The sequence below is a fragment of the Pseudomonas oligotrophica genome (assembly GCF_021726475.1).
In the GTDB taxonomy this organism is placed as follows: domain Bacteria; phylum Pseudomonadota; class Gammaproteobacteria; order Pseudomonadales; family Pseudomonadaceae; genus Stutzerimonas; species Stutzerimonas oligotrophica.
The window spans coordinates 198727-214185 of sequence record NZ_JAKJRU010000002.1 but is presented as its reverse complement, the minus strand read 5'-3'; the positions used below and the strand labels follow the sequence as shown (position 1 = coordinate 214185).

16 protein-coding genes are annotated in these 15459 nt (G+C 69.2%); 6 read left to right on the top strand and 10 right to left on the bottom strand.

The annotated features are described in order from the left end of the window. Positions 1–113 precede the first annotated feature (113 nt). Positions 114–698, bottom strand: coding sequence for a cyclodeaminase/cyclohydrolase family protein (locus tag L3N39_RS04930; RefSeq protein ID WP_237256174.1), 585 nt, complete (start codon positions 696–698; stop codon positions 114–116). After that, positions 698–1705 carry a type I glyceraldehyde-3-phosphate dehydrogenase gene (gene gap, locus L3N39_RS04925; protein ID WP_237256173.1) on the bottom strand — a complete coding sequence of 336 codons (1008 nt, stop codon included), beginning with the start codon at positions 1703–1705 and terminating at the stop codon, positions 698–700. Before gap ends, L3N39_RS04930 begins: the two co-directional genes overlap by 1 nt. 459 nt (positions 1706–2164) lie before the next feature. On the opposite strand from gap, the gene L3N39_RS04920 reads away from it, so the two are divergent. Beyond that, entirely contained in the window at positions 2165–2737 is a 573-nt protein-coding gene (locus tag L3N39_RS04920) for a xanthine phosphoribosyltransferase (protein WP_237256172.1), read from the top strand. 7 nt (positions 2738–2744) lie between these two features. Here L3N39_RS04920 and L3N39_RS04915 read toward each other — a convergent pair whose 3' ends face one another. The 5 genes from L3N39_RS04915 to dadA form a co-directional block, all read right to left on the bottom strand. After that, the gene (locus tag L3N39_RS04915) at positions 2745–3275 is read right to left on the bottom strand and encodes a cupin domain-containing protein (RefSeq protein ID WP_237256171.1); all 531 of its coding nucleotides are present in this window, start codon (positions 3273–3275) and stop codon (positions 2745–2747) included. A gap of 149 nt (positions 3276–3424) precedes the next feature. Further along, complete coding sequence (locus L3N39_RS04910; RefSeq protein WP_237256170.1) at positions 3425–3850, bottom strand: c-type cytochrome; 426 nt, start codon at positions 3848–3850, stop codon at positions 3425–3427. A 131-nt stretch (positions 3851–3981) separates the two neighbouring features. Next, positions 3982–4530: a cupin domain-containing protein gene (locus L3N39_RS04905; RefSeq protein WP_237256169.1), complete on the bottom strand. Its 549-nt coding sequence runs from the start codon at positions 4528–4530 to the stop codon at positions 3982–3984. 114 nt (positions 4531–4644) lie between these two features. Further along, complete coding sequence (locus tag L3N39_RS04900) at positions 4645–5016, bottom strand: RidA family protein (protein ID WP_237256168.1); 372 nt, start codon at positions 5014–5016, stop codon at positions 4645–4647. Beyond that, positions 4991–6289 carry a D-amino acid dehydrogenase gene (dadA, locus tag L3N39_RS04895; RefSeq protein WP_237256167.1) on the bottom strand — a complete coding sequence of 433 codons (1299 nt, stop codon included), beginning with the start codon at positions 6287–6289 and terminating at the stop codon, positions 4991–4993. Before dadA ends, L3N39_RS04900 begins: the two co-directional genes overlap by 26 nt. A gap of 151 nt (positions 6290–6440) precedes the next feature. Between dadA and L3N39_RS04890 the strand changes: the two genes are divergently transcribed. The 4 genes from L3N39_RS04890 to L3N39_RS04875 all read left to right on the top strand — a co-directional run bounded on the left by L3N39_RS04890 (position 6441) and on the right by L3N39_RS04875 (position 10805). Beyond that, positions 6441–6929 carry an Lrp/AsnC ligand binding domain-containing protein gene (locus L3N39_RS04890; protein WP_237256166.1) on the top strand — a complete coding sequence of 163 codons (489 nt, stop codon included), beginning with the start codon at positions 6441–6443 and terminating at the stop codon, positions 6927–6929. 77 nt (positions 6930–7006) lie between these two features. Beyond that, the gene (locus L3N39_RS04885; RefSeq protein WP_237256165.1) at positions 7007–8341 is read left to right on the top strand and encodes an NAD(P)/FAD-dependent oxidoreductase; all 1335 of its coding nucleotides are present in this window, start codon (positions 7007–7009) and stop codon (positions 8339–8341) included. A gap of 54 nt (positions 8342–8395) precedes the next feature. Then, positions 8396–9943: a phospholipase D family protein gene (locus tag L3N39_RS04880; protein ID WP_237256164.1), complete on the top strand. Its 1548-nt coding sequence runs from the start codon at positions 8396–8398 to the stop codon at positions 9941–9943. Between the two features lie 127 nt (positions 9944–10070). Beyond that, complete coding sequence (locus L3N39_RS04875) at positions 10071–10805, top strand: hypothetical protein (protein WP_237256163.1); 735 nt, start codon at positions 10071–10073, stop codon at positions 10803–10805. A gap of 3 nt (positions 10806–10808) precedes the next feature. Here the strand turns inward: L3N39_RS04875 and L3N39_RS04870 are convergent, their stop codons facing one another. Together L3N39_RS04870 and L3N39_RS04865 are read right to left on the bottom strand one after the other, a co-directional pair. Beyond that, positions 10809–11333 carry an Mpo1 family 2-hydroxy fatty acid dioxygenase gene (locus L3N39_RS04870; protein WP_237256162.1) on the bottom strand — a complete coding sequence of 175 codons (525 nt, stop codon included), beginning with the start codon at positions 11331–11333 and terminating at the stop codon, positions 10809–10811. 105 nt (positions 11334–11438) lie between these two features. Further along, a complete protein-coding gene (locus L3N39_RS04865; RefSeq protein WP_431978007.1) occupies positions 11439–12539 on the bottom strand; it encodes a methyl-accepting chemotaxis protein in 1101 nt (366 codons plus the stop codon). A gap of 883 nt (positions 12540–13422) precedes the next feature. On the opposite strand from L3N39_RS04865, the gene L3N39_RS04860 reads away from it, so the two are divergent. Continuing rightward, positions 13423–14763, top strand: a complete 1341-nt coding sequence (locus L3N39_RS04860) for a hypothetical protein (RefSeq protein WP_237256160.1) — start codon at positions 13423–13425, stop codon at positions 14761–14763. 5 nt (positions 14764–14768) lie between these two features. Here L3N39_RS04860 and radC read toward each other — a convergent pair whose 3' ends face one another. After that, positions 14769–15443 (bottom strand): RadC family protein, encoded by a 675-nt coding sequence (radC, locus tag L3N39_RS04855; protein ID WP_237256159.1) that lies wholly within the window; start codon positions 15441–15443, stop codon positions 14769–14771. Positions 15444–15459: the final 16 nt, after the last annotated feature.

The following is a 15459-nucleotide window of genomic DNA, read 5'->3' as shown; positions in this document are numbered from 1 at the left end:
CGAGTTTTTCGCGCCCATCATTCTTATTCTGAGACTTAAAGTACCGTTATGGCTTTGGCAGACTAGAAGTGCTCGACTCACCCGTCAAGACAGAAATGAGAGCTTTCGTCTCGTTATTCGACAGACTGGGAACTGACCAGCCGCGCCAGGCAGTCATCGGCATCGCCCTGCAAGCGCTGGCGTGCCGCCCGCGCACGGCGTGCATCGGCGGCCGGGCGGATCGGCGCCAGGTTGGCATCGACATTCAACAGCACCGCCGTCAGCGCCACATGCAGCAGTCTGGCACCAGCCTCGACATCGCTTTGCAGGCTGCCGGCGGCCAACGGCCACGCAGCCACCGCGACCTCCAGGCCCTGCAGGCAGCTGTGCGCGGTGGCCAGCGGCACCGCGCAGGCCTGCCGGGCCGCCTCGGCCAGCGCGGCATCGTCCTGCTGCGCCGCCCGCAGGTAGGCGGTGAAGGCCTGCATGTCGTCCTCGGCGAAACGCCCGGGGCGCCCGAGCAGGCGATCGGCCTCGGCCAGCAGGGCGCTGCGCTCGCCATTCCCACCATGCGCCTGGCTGATGCGCAGGGCCTTGGCGACCAACGCCAGGCCGAGATCCGCCACCACCGCGGCGGCGGCACCGCAGCCCGGCGTCGGCGCGCTGCTGGCCAGCGCACCGCGGAATTCGGCCAACCGCGCCTGCCAGGGGTCGTCCATCAAGCCGCCGCCTCCTGCCAGGCCAGCAACACGTCGAGCATGCGGTTGGAGAAGCCCCACTCGTTGTCGTACCAGGCCAGCACCTTGACCAGCTCGTCCTGCACCCGCGTGTGGCTGAGATCGGCGACGCACGACAGCGGGTAGCCATTGAAGTCGCTGGACACCAGCGGCAGCGCGTTGCACTCCATCACCCCGGCCGGCAGGCGCCGGGCGCCCTCGATCAGCACTTGGTTGATCGCCTCGGCGCTGCCTGGCGCGCGTTCGGCGACGAAGGTCAGGTCGACCAGCGAGACGTTCGGCGTCGGCACCCGCACCGACAGGCCATCGAGCCGCCCGGCCAGTTCCGGCAGCACCAGGCCGATGGCCTTGGCCGCGCCGGTGGTGGAGGGAATCATCGACAGCGCCGCGGCGCGTGCGCGGTAGAGATCGCGATGCGGCTTGTCCAGCAGGTTCTGGTCGTTGGTATAGGAATGCACGGTGTTGAGCAGGCCCTGGCGGATGCCCACCGCCTCGTGCAGCACCTTGGCCAGCGGCGCCAGGCAGTTGGTGGTGCAGGACGCGTTGGACACCACCCGCTGGTCGCCGAGGCGCTGGTGGTTGACGCCGTAGACCACCGTCAGGTCGGCACCCTCGAGCGGATGCGAGGCCAGTACGCGCCGGGCGCCGGCCTGCAGGTGCTGGTCGACCTGCTCGCGCGTCTTGAACACGCCCGAGCACTCCAGCACCACGTCAACATCGAGCTCTTTCCATGGCAGCCGCGCCGGGTCGCGCTCGCGCAGCAGGCGGATCGACTGGCCGCGCACCTGCAGCATGTCCTCGCGCACGTCGACCTGGCCCTGGAAGCGGCCGAAGGTGGAGTCGAAGCGGGTCAGGTGGCCCAGGGTGGCGGCGTCGCTGAGGTCGTTGATGACCTCGACATGGATGCGCGTCTCCAGTTCGCGCTCGAACAGCGCACGCAGGACACAGCGACCGATACGGCCATAACCGTTGATGGCGATTCGCAACATGACAGTCTCCAGTGACAGGGGCTGCCCCAAGCTTAGGCGCCTGCGCCCAGGCTGCCCGGCAATCGCCGAACTCGCCGACGGCAGGCTCAAGGACGGGGCCTTGCGGAGCGAACCAGGCCTGCCGCACAGCCGGTCTGACGCGGCCGTCACTGCGCCGATTTCACGCACGGCGCGTTCACCGCCTTCGCCCGCCTTCATCCGTGCCGCCGCGGCAGCTGATGCTGCAGCATCACAGCAAGGCCGCGCGCTTTCGCCGCCTGTCGATCGAGCCGCCGGGCTGAGCGACGCGCTTTGAACTGGCGCCCCGATTTGCGCGAGAATGCGCGGCTTTCCAGGCTGCGGAAAGCTGCAGTGACGACGAGGCGACGCGAACCAGGCGTCGCCTCGTGCCGTTTCAGGGCCCGTCACCGATGTCTTGTCCGGCCTGTTTCCCAAGGGTTCGCTTGAGGTTGCGCGTTCGTGGAACAGCTGAAACAGAAAATCCGCAGTGAAGGCATCGTATTGTCCGACCGAGTCCTGAAGGTCGACGCCTTCCTGAATCACCAGATCGACCCGCAGCTGATGCAGGCGATCGGCCAGGAATTCGCCCGGCGCTTTCGCGATGCCGGCGTGACCAAGATCGTCACCATCGAAGCCTCGGGCATCGCGCCGGCGGTGATGACCGGCCTGGAACTGGGCGTGCCGGTGATCTTCGCGCGCAAGCACCAGTCGCTGACGCTGACCGACAACCTGCTGACCGCCTCGGTGTATTCCTTCACCAAGCAGGTGGAAAGCACCATCGCCATCGCCTCGAACCATCTCTCGGCCAGCGATCGCATCCTGATCATCGACGACTTCCTGGCCAACGGCAAAGCCGCCAAGGGCCTGATCTCGATCATTCAGCAGGCCGGTGCGAGCATCGCCGGCCTCGGCATCGTGATCGAGAAGTCCTTCCAGGCCGGGCGCCAGGAGCTGGAGGCAGCCGGCCTGCGGGTGGAATCGCTGGCACGGGTCAAGTCGCTGGAAAACGGCCAGGTCCAGTTCATCGAGTAAACGCGCGTCATTCCCCGCCCGGCTGCTGGCGCCAGAGCGCGACCAGCGCCCCTTGGGTGCCGGCCACCGGGTCGCTGACCGGCACCGCGACCCGTGCCGCGCGCGCTGCCGCCTGGTCATGGCTGGCCGCGTCGGGACGCAGCGAATCGTAACGCTGGTCCAGCGGATAGCCACCGACCACCTCGAAATCGTCGCTGGCCTGCAGCTGGCAATGCCCGGTGCCCGCCGGCAGCACCAGCGCATCGCCGGCGCGGACCTCCACCACCTTCCCGGACTCGCCACCGAGCATCAGTCGCGCATGGCCGCGCGCAACACCGAGCACCTCGTGCGCCGTGGAGTGGTAATGCTGGTAGTCGTAGACCGACGCCCGCCATTGCGCAGGCCACAGGTGGCTGGCGAACAGGCTCTCGAAGGCGCTGGCGTAGTCGCCGCCGGCCAGCGGCAGCTGGCGATAGAGCAGGACCGGATGCGCGCTGTTGGGCGTCCGGCCGTCGCTGGCGAAGAACAGCCGCTCGGGCTGCGGGGCGCTGCTGGGCATGTCTGACCTCCCGTCATTCACGGGCGCCGCGCAGGATGCGCGCACCCGGACATTGCCCTATGGACCGGTGCAGTCGGACTTTTCTCCCCGCGAGAACGACGAAGCCGCCCGGTTGGGCGGCTTCGTGCACAGCGCTCAGCGCAGGGCGATCACAGGCCGGACATGTGCTCGATGGCGGCCTTCAGCTCGTCGTCCGAGCAATCGGAGCAGGTGCCCTTCGGCGGCATGGCGCGGATGCCGTTGATGGCATGCTGCAGCAGCGTGTCCATGCCACCGGCTGCATCGGCACGGGCCTTCCAGTCGGCGGTGTCGCCGACCTTCGGCGAATTCAGCAGGCCGGAGCCATGGCAGGCGTTGCAGAACTTGGCGACCACATCGGCACCGCTGCGCGCTGCACCACCGGCCGCTGCGGCAGCACCGGCACCGGCCGCTGCACACTCTTCACCCTGCACGCAGACTTCGCCAACCGGCTTCAGGCGTGCAGCGATATCGTCGTTGGTCGCAGCCTGAGCGCTCACTGCCCACAGGGCCACTGCGGCAGCCTGCGCTACCAGGATCTTCTTAATCAGGTTCACCTTTTACCCTCATGTGGCTGGTTACGCCCGCGGCCACGGTATCGCGAGCGGCCGGTAGTATAGCGGCAAGCCGGGTCAGCCGAAACAATACGAAACGCCAGCGACCTTGTGTCGCATTGCATGGCCAGGCCTCAGAAATTCGCCGGCGTGGTGGCGCTGATCAGCCGCGCCGGCTCGCCGAAGGGGTTGCGGAAGCGATGCGGCTTGCTGCTTTCGAAGTAGTAGCTGTCGCCGCGCTCGAGCACGTAGATCTGCCCGTTGACGGTGAGTTCGAGGCGGCCCTCGACCAACATGCCGGCCTCCTCGCCCTGGTGGGTGAGCATCTCCTCGCCGGTGTCGGTACCCGGCGGGTAGGTCTCGTCGAGAAAGGCGATGGCGCGCCCCGGGTGGGCCTTGCCGACCAGCTTCATGTTCACCGCGCCGTCCGAGATATCGATCAGTTCGTCGGCCTTGTAGACCACCTGGGTATCACTGTCCTGATCGAAGTCCGGGGAGAAGAACTCCACCAGCGACATGGGAATGCCGCCGAGCACCTTCTTCAGCGAGCTGATCGAGGGGCTGACGCTGTTCTTCTCGATCATCGAGATGGTGCTGTTGGTCACGCCTGCGCGCTTGGCCAGCTCACGCTGGGACAGCCCCTTGAGCTTGCGAATGGTCTGCAGTCGAACGCCGACGTCCAATACGGGGATCCTCTGAAAGAGCGATGCGGATTGGCGCTAATGATGGCAACGGCGTTCAGAATTTACAACACGGCGAAGCGAGTCATCGCACAGGCGACGACTTGCTGCGGGGCCTCAGAGATCGGGCCCGGAAAGATCGGGCAGCGCGGCGACCACGGTGATTTCGATCCGCACCTCGGGGGCATACATCAGCGCCTGCACGGTGGTGCGCGCCGGCGCACAGCCCGGTGCGACCCAGGCGTCCCAGACCTCGTTCATCGCGGCGTAGTCATCGAGGTCGCGCAGGTGGATCAGCGCCGAGAGCAGCCGCGTCTTGTCGGTTCTCACCTCGGCCAGCAGGCGATCGATGCTGGCCAGGGTCTCGCGGGTCTGCTGGCGGATGTCGCCGTCCAGGTTGTCGGCCAGCTGGCCGGACAGATAGACCGTACCGCTATGCAGGACCGCCTCGCTGTAGCGGGTCTCAGTGTGCAGGCGCCGGATGGGCATGCTTGCGTTTCTCCTTGTGCTTGCCGTAGCGCGAGATGGCCAGCCCCTCGGTGCTGATCTGCGGGCGCTTGGAGGCCAGCAGGTCGGCCAACACCCGGCCGGAACCACAGGCCATGGTCCAGCCCAGGGTGCCGTGACCGGTGTTGAGGAACAGGTTGCGATACGGCGTGGCGCCGATGATCGGCGTACCGTCCGGCGTAGCCGGGCGCAGTCCGGTCCAGAATAGCGCCTCGCGCGTGTCGCCGCCCAGCGGATAGAGGTCGTTGACCACCATCTCCAGCGTCTCGCGCCGGCGCGGGTTGAGCGACAGGTCGTAGCCGGCGATCTCCGCCATGCCGCCGACGCGGATGCGCTGGTCGAAGCGAGTGATCGCCACCTTGTAGGTCTCGTCGAGCACGGTCGACATCGGCGCCATCGCCGGATCGGTGATCGGCACCGTCAGCGAATAGCCCTTGAGCGGGTAGACCGGCGCGCGGATGCCCAGCGGCTTGAGCATCTGCGGGCTGTAGCTGCCCAGCGCCAGCACGTAGCGGTCGGCCGTCTCCAGCTTGCCGTCGATCCAGACGCCGGCGAGGCGATCGCCGCTGCATTCCAGGCGCTGGATGTCCTGCCCGAAGCGGAACTCGACGCCGAGCCCCAGGGCCATCTCGGCGAGCCGGGTGGTGAACGCCTGGCAGTCGCCGGTCTGGTCGTTGGGCAGGCGCAGGGCACCGGACAGCTTGTGCGCGACCTTGGCCAGGGCCGGCTCGGCGCGGGCGATGCCGGCGCGATCGAGCAGCTCGTAGGGCACCCCGGAGCGCTCCAGCACGGCGATGTCCTTGGCCGCGGCATCCAGCTGGGCCTGGCTGCGGAACAGCTGGGTAGTACCCAGCTGGCGGCCTTCGTAGGCGATGCCGGTCTCGGCGCGCAGCTCGTCGAGGCAGTCGCGGCTGTACTCGGACAGCCGCACCATGCGCTCCTTGTTCACCGCATAGCGCGCGGCGGTGCAGTTGCGCAGCATCTGCGCCATCCACAGGTACTGGTCGATGTCGCCGGTCAGCTTGATCGCCAGCGGCGCGTGGCGCTGCAACAGCCACTTGATCGCCTTCAGCGGCACGCCAGGAGCAGCCCACGGCGAGGCGTAGCCGGGCGAGACCTGCCCGGCATTGGCGAAGCTGGTCTCCATGGCCACCGCCGGCTGGCGGTCGACCACCACCACCTCGAAACCGGCCCTGGCCAGATAGTAGGCGCTGGCCGTACCGACCACGCCGCCGCCCAGTACCAGAACACGCATCGCACGCCTCCTCACCCATTCGTCGCGGGTGTCGCTGAAAGTCATTCTCGAGCGGAGTATAGAAAGGCGCGCGCAGTGTTATTGCCTATATAAAAGGCTAAATTTGGCAGTTATTAACGCCTTCATTGGTTTTTCTGGAGTGCATTTCCCCATGCGAACCCGCCATCAGACCCGCCGCGAGCTGGACAAGATCGACCGCCACATCCTGCGCATCCTGCAGGCCGAAGGGCGCATTCCGTTCACCGAGCTGGGCGAGCGCGTCGGCCTGTCCACCACACCCTGCACCGAGCGAGTCCGGCGCCTGGAGCGCGAGGGCATCATCATGGGCTACTCGGCGCGGCTGAATCCGCAGCATCTCAAGGCCGGGCTGCTGGTGTTCGTCGAGATCAGCCTGGCCTACAAGTCCGGCGACATCTTCGAGGAGTTCCGCCGCGCGGTGCTCAAGCTGCCGCACGTGCTCGAATGCCACCTGGTGTCGGGCGACTTCGACTATCTGGTCAAGGCGCGCATCTCGGAGATGGCCTCGTATCGCAAGCTGCTCGGCGACATCCTGCTCAAGCTGCCGCATGTGCGCGAATCCAAGAGCTACATCGTCATGGAGGAGGTCAAGGAGTCGCTGGAGCTGCCGGTTCCGGACTGACCGGCAGCGGCCCTTGCCCGGTGCCGACCGGCGGCGCTTTTTGCCCGCCGGGTCAGATCCGGTCTACCCTTGGGCCCATGCAAGCACGTCAAGACACCCTTCCGCACCCCATCACCCGCGCCGGTTCCGCCAGCGAACACGCGCCTTCCTACTACGCCGCGAGCCGCCACCACGAACTCGACCTGCCCAGCCTGGAAGGCGAGCAGCGTGCCGACGTCTGCGTCGTCGGCGGTGGTTTCAGCGGGCTGAATACCGCCATCGAACTGGCCGAGCGCGGCCTCTCGGTGGTCCTGCTGGAGGCCCACCGGATCGGCTGGGGCGCCAGCGGGCGCAACGGCGGCCAACTGATCCGCGGGGTCGGCCACGATGTCGGGCGCTTCGCCGGCGTGCTCGGCGAGGACGGCGTCAACGAACTCAAGCGCATGGGCATCGAGGCCGTGCAGATCGTGCGCGAGCGCATCGAGCAGCATGCCATCGACTGCGACCTGACCTGGGGCTACTGCGACCTGGCGACCAAGCCGCGCGACCTCGAGCACTTCGAGGAGGAGTATGCCGACCTGCTTCGCCTGGGCTATGCGCACCGCCTGCAGCGCGTCTCGCGGGCCAACATGCCGACCATCGTCGGCTCGCAGCGCTACATCGGCGGGCTGGTGGACATGGGCTCGGGCCACCTGCATCCGCTCAACCTGGCGCTGGGCGAGGCCCGGGCCGCGCGCGCGCTGGGCGTGCAGCTGTTCGAGCAGTCGCCGGTCGAGCGCATCCACTATGGCCCGACGGTGCGGGTCGAGACGGCCAGCGGCAGCGTCCACGCCGACTCGCTGGTGCTGGCCTGCAATGCCTATATCGGCCGCCTGCAGCCGCGCCTGGCCGCCCGCGTGCTGCCGGCCGGCAGCTACATCATCGCCACCGAGCGCCTGCCCGAGGCGCTGGCGCACGAGTTGTTGCCGCAGAACATGGCGGTCTGCGACCAACGCGTGGCGCTCGACTACTTCCGCCTGTCGGCCGACAGGCGCCTGCTGTTTGGCGGTGCCTGCCACTACTCCGGGCGCGACCCGCAGGACATCCGCACCTACATGCAGCCGAAGATGCTCGCGGTCTTCCCGCAGCTGCAGGGCATCGGCATCGACTACGCCTGGGGTGGCATGATCGGCATCGGCGCCAACCGCCTGCCGCAGATCGGCCGGCTCGCCGAGCAGCCCAACGTCTACTATGCACAGGCCTACTCGGGTCACGGACTGAACGCGACACACCTCGCCGGACGACTGCTGGCCCAGGCCATCGCCGAGCGCGAGAGCACGGGTTTCGAGCTGTTCGCCAAGGTGCCGCACCGCGCCTTCCCCGGCGGTGCCGCGCTGCGCTCGCCGCTGCTGGCGCTGGGCATGCTCTGGCACCGCCTGAAGGACCGTTTCTGAATTTCGGCGGCGGCCTGGCGTCCAAGCGAAACGAGCCCTCGGACAGGAACCACCGTGCGCGCTTACCTGCTGCTTCTGATCGTGCTGGCGCTTGCCGGTTGCGCCAGCCACCCGCCACCGCTCCCCAGCCATGCGCTGCCGGCCGCGGGTTCACCCCTCACCCGGCAGGTCGAGCGCCTGGCCGCGGGGCAGCCTGCCGGGCATTCGGGCTTCCGCCTGCTGCCGCACAGCAACGATGCCTTCGGCGCCCGCGCCGAGATGATCCGCGCGGCGCACACCAGCCTCGACATCCAGTACTACATCCTGCACGACGGCCTCTCGACCCGGGCGCTGGTGGCCGAGCTCATCGATGCCGCCGACCGCGGCGTGCGCGTGCGCCTGCTGCTCGACGACACCGCCAGTGACGGCGGCGACTACCGCATCGCCACCCTGGCCGCGCACCCGAACATCCAGATCCGCGTGTTCAACCCGCTGCACCTGGGCCGCAGCACCGGCGTCACCCGCGCCGTCGGCCGCCTGCTGCACCTGTCGCAGCAGCACCGGCGCATGCACAACAAACTGATGCTCGCCGACAGCCAGCTGGCCATCGTCGGCGGCCGCAACCTGGGCGACGAATACTTCGATGCCGACCAGCGCCTGAACTTCACCGATATCGACCTGCTCGCCGTCGGCCCGGTGGCCGGGCAGCTGGCGCAGAGCTTCGACCAGTACTGGAACCACTCGCTGAGCGTACCCATCCAGCATTTTCTCTGGCGGCCGTCGCGCCCGTCGCGCCTGGAGCGCGTCCGCCAGCAGCTCGAGCATTACCTTGCCAAGGCGCGGCGCGAGGACGGCCCGCTCTATCGCCGGCTGATGAGCTACCAGCGCCAGCCGCGCCTGCAGCAGTGGTTCCGCGAGCTAATCTGGGCGCCGGGCGAGGCGCTGTGGGATGCCCCCGACAAGGTCACCGCCGACGGCCGGCCGGCCCGCGAGCTGCTGCTGACCACGCGCCTGGCGCCGGCCCTGCGCTCGGTCAAGCGCGAGCTGACGCTGGTCTCGGCGTACTTCGTGCCGACCGACAACGGCGTCGACTTCCTCGCCGGCCGCGCCGAAGCCGGGGTCGACGTGCGCGTGCTGACCAACTCGCTGGAGGCCACCGACGTTCCCGCCGTGCATGGCGGCTATGCGCCCTACCGCCGCGAGCTGCTCGAGCGCGGCGTGCGCCTCTACGAGCTGCGCCGCCAGCCCGACGAACGCCCGAGCTACAGCTTCTTCGGCGAATCGGAGTCCAGCCTGCACAGCAAGGCGGCGATCTTCGACCGCAAGCAGGTGTTCATCGGCTCGCTGAACTTCGACCCGCGCTCGGTGCTGTGGAACACCGAGGTCGGCGTGCTGGTGCAGAGCCCGGCGCTGGCCGACGAGGTGCAGCGCCTGACCGCCCAGGGCATGGCGCCGGCGGTCAGCTACGAGGTCCGCCTGGTGCGTCTCGACGGCCGCAAGGTGCTCGCCTGGGTCGCCGAGGACAACGGCCGCCGGCACATGCTGCTGCGCGAGCCAGGCGGCCTGTGGCGCCGCATCAATGCCTGGCTGACCGACATCATCGGCCTGGAGCACATGCTCTGAGCGGTCCGCCGGCCGGTCGCGCAAATCACACCTTGGAGTGATACCACTTTGCCAGCGCTGGACTAGGCTCTGGCGGTTGCCAATACGCACCCACCACGCTTCGATAAGAACAACAAAGGAGCACAACATGCGCCATCGCATGAGGATATGGCTCATCGCCCTGTTCATCGGCTGGCTGCCGGCGCTCGCCGAAAGCAGCCCCGAGCCGGGCGTCTCGCCCCTGCAGAGCCTGCAGATCCACGCCAGCCGCGCCACCAGCAGCCTGCTGCTCTACCGCGGCGAAGGCTTCCAGAAAGCCCACCTGGCCCGCATGGAGGAAGACATCCGCGCGCTCGCCGCGGCGCTGCAGGCCACCCCTTCGCCGAATGCGGAATTGCGCGAACGGCACCAGGCGCTGGAAGCCAAGCTGCGCGAGGGCGCAGCCTTCGGCTTCGCCGAGGACGACATGCCCTGGGGCTGGCCGCTGGAGCTGAGCAAGGCCCTGCGCGACTTCCTCACCGCGGCGCGCAGCCAGCAGGGCGGGAATACCCGGGCCGAGCTGCCGGCCAAGGTCGAGTACCTCGCCGTGCAGTACCTGAGCCGTGCCTACATCGGCTCGTTCGAGACGGCCCGCGAGCAGCCCGACACCTATCTCGGCCAGGACGAGCGCCAGCTGGTCCCGGCGATCGACGCCGAGTTCGCCTCGCTGGGCCCGCAGCTGGCCCCGCTCAAGACCCGCTGGGACTTCCTCAAGGTCGCCCTGCAGGACATGAACAGCGCCAGCAACAACTTCTCCACCGCTTCGGGCCGGCCCTTCGCGCCGATCACCGTCGACCGCCACACGCGCAGCCTGAGCGACCAGTGGATGGCGCGGGCGCGCTGATCCTCAGGCCCTGGCACGCGCCTCGCGCAGCCGCACCGGGCCGACCCGCGCCTCGATCGCCTGGCGCAGCGGCTGGCGCAGGCCGAGCAGAAAGCCCAGCTCGGCGGCGACGAACAGCGGGCCGACCAGCAGCCCGCTGAGATCATCGACGAATGCCGGCTTGCGCCCTTCGAAGTAGTGCCCGACGAACTGGACGATCCAGCCGCCGACGAACAGCCCCAGGCCCAGCGCCAGCCAGACCGCCGTCGGCCCGCGCGCCAGCCAGGCACCGAGCCACAGGCACTGTGCCAGGAACGCGACCATCACCAGGCCGTAGCGCAGGTCCAGGCGCAGGTAGAAGGCACCGGCGGCGAACGCCACCGGCCACAGCGGGCTGAGCCAGAACCCGGCCACGTCCAGGCCCGGGCGCGACAGCAGGATCGCCACCGCCAGCACGATCAGCGGGATGCCGACGAAGTGCGTCAGCAGGTTGCGCGGGTCGCGGTGATAGGCAGCGTATTGGCAGAGGTGATCGGTCAGCGTCTTCACGGCCAGGTCTCCGGTTTTCAGCGAGCCCGCGGGAATCGCGGGCCCACCGAGAATCGGCCCATCCTAGCGCCGCCTGCGACCGATTGCCGCACAGTCGCAACAGAATCAGTCTTCCGGGCGATAGCCCAGGCGCAGGCCGCCCCAGTGGCGACCCTTGACCAGGATCGGCACCGAGAGGTCGTGCATCAGCTCGCCGGTGTCGCGGCTGTAGGTCTGCAACAGCAGGCGCCGGCGGTGGCTGCCGCAGCGTGCACCGGTGCGATCGTTGAACAGGCGCTTGCCGCGGCTGCGCGCGCGGTCGACCTCGGGGTCGCCGACCGGCGGGTGGTTGAACGCCCGGTTGTGCGTCGGCACGTAGCCTTCGGCAGTGGTCGCGATGGCGTAGACAATGACCTCGCTGTCGGCCAGCAACGGCTCCTGGATCGCCGGCAGCACTTCGTCGGCATAGCGGTCGAAGCGGGTGTGGTACTTCAGCGGATCGGTACCGGCCTGGGCCTGGTAGTTGCGGTCGAACAGGTCCTCCAGGCGAATGCGCCCGGCATCGACATCCGCCTCGAAACGCGCCCCGATGTCGGCGGCGCCGCGCCGGGCCAGGTCGTACATGCGCTGGTGGTAGTCGTCCAGCTGCACCTCGGCGAGCTGCTCGCTGGCGCTTTCGGCCTGGCCGACCAGTTTCTCCGCGGCGCGCTCGAGCTGGCGCGTCTGCTCGCCGCTGTCCAGGGCATCGCCGCGCAGCTGGTCGAGGGCGACGAACAGCGCGCTGAGACGCTCGTGGTTGCTGGCGGTGCCATCGGTGATCTGCGCCACCTGCGCCTCGACGCCGCTGGCCAGCTCGGCAATGCCGGTCAACTGCTCGCCGGCCCCGGCGACCTGGGCCGCCGCCTGGTCGAGCTCCTGCGCCTGCTGCTGGATGTAGCTGACCACCGCCTCGCTCTGCTGGCGGATGTCGGCGACCATCCGGCCGACCTCCTCGGTGGCGCTGCTGGTGCGCGCCGCCAGGTTTCGTACCTCGTCGGCGACCACCGCGAAGCCGCGCCCCGCCTCGCCGGCGCGCGCCGCCTCGATGGCCGCGTTGAGCGCCAGCAGGTTGGTCTGGCTGGCGATGGACTGGATCACGTCGGTGATCTGGCGGATGTCCTCGGTGCGTGCCGACAGCCCGTCGATCAGCGCGCGGCTGGTGCGCGTCTGCTCGCTGAGCTGCTGCATCCGGGCGATCGCCTGGGACAGCCCGGCCTGGCCGGTGTCGCTGCTCAGGCGCACGCTGCCGGCCGCCTGCAGTGCCTGGCGCGCCTGCTCGGCGCCGTGCTGCTCGGTCTGGGTCACGGCCTCGGCACCGTTGGCGATCTCGCTGATCGCCTGCAGCTGCGATTGCAGCCGGCTGGCCAGCTGCTCGGCACTGAAGGCCACCTGCGCCGAGGCCAGCGCGTTGTGGCAGGTGGTACGCGAGAGGTTCTTGCTCAGTTCGGTGAAGTCGGTCTGCTCGGCCGGCGCAGGCCCGGCCTCGGCGTGCGCGCGCCAGCCGACGAACCAGGGCCACAGCGCCGCGCCCAGCAGCAGGGCGAGCGTGACCGGCACCGGCGGCGCCAGCCAGACATGCAGCAGCAACACAGCGCAGACACCCAGCCCGTGAACCAGGCCGGCCGACAGATAACGGCGATTGGCGGGACGCATCGAGGGCCTCTTGTTGTTCTCGTCGTCGAGCGGACACTTTTACCCCGGCCCGGCGTCTGGCGACACTGGCCCTTGGTAGCAATTGGCCTGTATGCAAGGCCTATCAGGCTAGCGGCCGCTGCCGGCAAAGCTGAAGGCCACCGGTCGCGCGGCGTCGCGTCGCATCCGTGCGGGCGGCCGGGCTGGCACCCTGCGGGTCGCGGAGCGGACCGGGCTCCAGGTGCCCCGTTGGCACCCTCAGCGCGGCCAATTTCGCCAAGCGGAACAAGATTCCGTGATATTGACCGAAGGCCCGAAGGCTGCCAGGCTGCGGCGCTACCCAGCCGCCTGTCGTGATGCCCGTCATGCCCAGCCCCCGCCGAATCCTCGCCCGCGCGTCGTCGCTGTGCGCCCGCCTGCCCGGCGTCCGGTCCGCCTGATGCTCGTCCTGCTGCCCCTGGCGCTGGCCTGCGAGCTACTGGCGCTGCTGACCCGCCTGCCCGCGCTGAGCGTGGCCAGCGGTTGTCTGCTGCTGCTGTTCTTCGCCTGCCACTGGCGCTCGCTGATGCCTTATCCGCGGCGCCTCGGGCTGGTCACCCTCGCGCTCCTCGGCTTCTGGCTGCTGCACGGCGAGGCCAACTGGGCGCAGGGCCAGCGCATGCTCGCCTCGGCGGCCTACTATGGCGCCTTCATTGGCGCACTCGGCCTGATGCACTGCCTGGTCAAGCGCCTGCAGCAGCTCGGCGAACTGCATCGCCTGCTGCTCGCCGGCCCGCCGGCCAGCCTCTACCCGGGCTACCTGCTGAGCACCTTCGCGCTCGGCTCGATCCTCAGCTTCGGCATGCTCAACCTGGTCTGCGGCTCGCTGGATAGCCACCTGCAGCGGCGCGACTGCAACGAGGCGCAGCGCCGCGAGGCGAGCCGCGGGGTGATGGTCACGGCGCTGCGCGGCTTCGCCCTGGTCCCGCTGCTGGCGCCGACCAGCGTGGTGGTGGCGATCCTCACCCGCGAGCTGCCCGGCCTCAGCTGGCCCCAGCTGCTGCCGTTCGGCCTGCTCGCCTCAGCGGTGCTGCTGCTGGCGGGCTGGCCGCTGGACAACCGTCGACTGCGCGGCCTGAAGCAGGCCAGGCCGCTGGCCGCGCCGCCCGCCCAAGCCGCGCCCGCTCGCCTGGGCGGCCTGCTGCTGGCCAGTCTCGCCGGGATCCTGGCGATCACCGCGCTGGCCATGCTGACCTGGCTGTCGGCGACCCAGGCGGCGATGCTGCTGGTCCCGCTGGCGGTGCTCGGCGCGCTGCTGGGCCAGGGGAACGCGCCACTGGCGGTCTATCGCGAGGTGCGCGACACCCTGGCCGGCATGCGCAACGAGACCTTTATCTTCGCCATCTCGGCCGTGCTCGGCGGGCTCGCCGCCAGCCTGGTGCCGGTGCAGGCGCTCGCCGACCAGCTCAGCCTGACCCCGGCGGCGCTGTTTGGCCTCGCCAGCGCCGGCCTGCTGGGGATCATCCTGCTGGCCCTGCTGGGCGTCGCACCGATCGTGTCGCTGAGCCTGTTCACCGCGCTGCTCGCCCAGCTGGCCACCCATGGCGTACCGCTGATGCAACCGGCGGTAGCACTGCTGATCGGTTTCTCGCTGGCCATGCTGCTCTCGCCCTACGGCCCCTCGGCGCTGCTGCTGGCGCGCCACGCCGGGCTCTCGCCGTGGCGCATCGCCTTCGGCTGGAACGGTCGCTTCGTGGCGCTGGTGCTCGGGCCGCTGTTGCTGCTGCCGCTGCTGGCCTAGCTGCGCTACATCCAGCCCAGCTCGGCCATCGACAGCGGCTCGCCGTCGCCGACGATGAAGTGGTCGAGCACGCGCACGTCGACCAGCCCCAGCGCGTCCTTCAGCCGCTGGGTCAACTGACGGTCGGCCTGGCTCGGTTCGGCGACGCCGGAGGGATGGTTGTGGGTGAGGATCACTGCCGCCGCATTCTGCGCCAGGGCGCGCTTGACCACCTGCCGCGGGTAGACGCTGGCGCCGTCGATGGTGCCATGGAACAGCACCTCGAAGGCCAGCACGCGGTGCCTGGCGTCGAGGAACAGGCAGCCGAACAGCTCGTGCGGCTCGTGGCGCAGGCGCGCCTTGAGGTAGTCGCGCACCGCCTGCGGCGATTCCAGTGCCGATTCGCGGCGCAGCCGCTCGGCCAGGTGCCGGCGGGCCATCTCCAGCACCGCCTGCAACTGCGCGTACTTGGCCGGGCCAAGGCCCAGGTGCGCACCGAATTGCGCAAGATCGGCCTCGAGCAGCGCACGCAGGCCGCCGAACTCGCCGAGCAGCTGGCGCGCCAGGTCGACCGCGCTCTTGCCGGCGACGCCGGTGCGCAGGAAGATCGCCAGCAATTCGGCATCCGACAGCGCCGCCGCGCCCTGTTGCAGCAGCTTCTCCCGCGGGCGTTCCGCCGCCGGCCAGTCCCGTATGCTCATGTCACCTCCCTGTCGA

What these genes read in the sequence shown, in the direction of transcription:
- L3N39_RS04930 (WP_237256174.1), bottom strand. Translation starts at nt 698, where the DNA reads ATGGACGACCCCTGGCAGGCGCGGTTGGCCGAATTCCGCGGTGCGCTG.
- L3N39_RS04900 (WP_237256168.1), bottom strand. Translation starts at nt 5,016, where the DNA reads ATGCCCATCCGGCGCCTGCACACTGAGACCCGCTACAGCGAGGCGGTC.
- L3N39_RS04915 (WP_237256171.1), bottom strand. Translation starts at nt 3,275, where the DNA reads ATGCCCAGCAGCGCCCCGCAGCCCGAGCGGCTGTTCTTCGCCAGCGAC.
- L3N39_RS04875 (WP_237256163.1), top strand. Translation starts at nt 10,071, where the DNA reads ATGCGCCATCGCATGAGGATATGGCTCATCGCCCTGTTCATCGGCTGG.
- gap (WP_237256173.1), bottom strand. Translation starts at nt 1,705, where the DNA reads ATGTTGCGAATCGCCATCAACGGTTATGGCCGTATCGGTCGCTGTGTC.
- L3N39_RS04860 (WP_237256160.1), top strand. Translation starts at nt 13,423, where the DNA reads ATGCTCGTCCTGCTGCCCCTGGCGCTGGCCTGCGAGCTACTGGCGCTG.
- L3N39_RS04865 (WP_431978007.1), bottom strand. Translation starts at nt 12,539, where the DNA reads ATGCAGCAGCTCAGCGAGCAGACGCGCACCAGCCGCGCGCTGATCGAC.
- dadA (WP_237256167.1), bottom strand. Translation starts at nt 6,289, where the DNA reads ATGCGTGTTCTGGTACTGGGCGGCGGCGTGGTCGGTACGGCCAGCGCC.
- L3N39_RS04885 (WP_237256165.1), top strand. Translation starts at nt 7,007, where the DNA reads ATGCAAGCACGTCAAGACACCCTTCCGCACCCCATCACCCGCGCCGGT.
- radC (WP_237256159.1), bottom strand. Translation starts at nt 15,443, where the DNA reads ATGAGCATACGGGACTGGCCGGCGGCGGAACGCCCGCGGGAGAAGCTG.
- L3N39_RS04890 (WP_237256166.1), top strand. Translation starts at nt 6,441, where the DNA reads ATGCGAACCCGCCATCAGACCCGCCGCGAGCTGGACAAGATCGACCGC.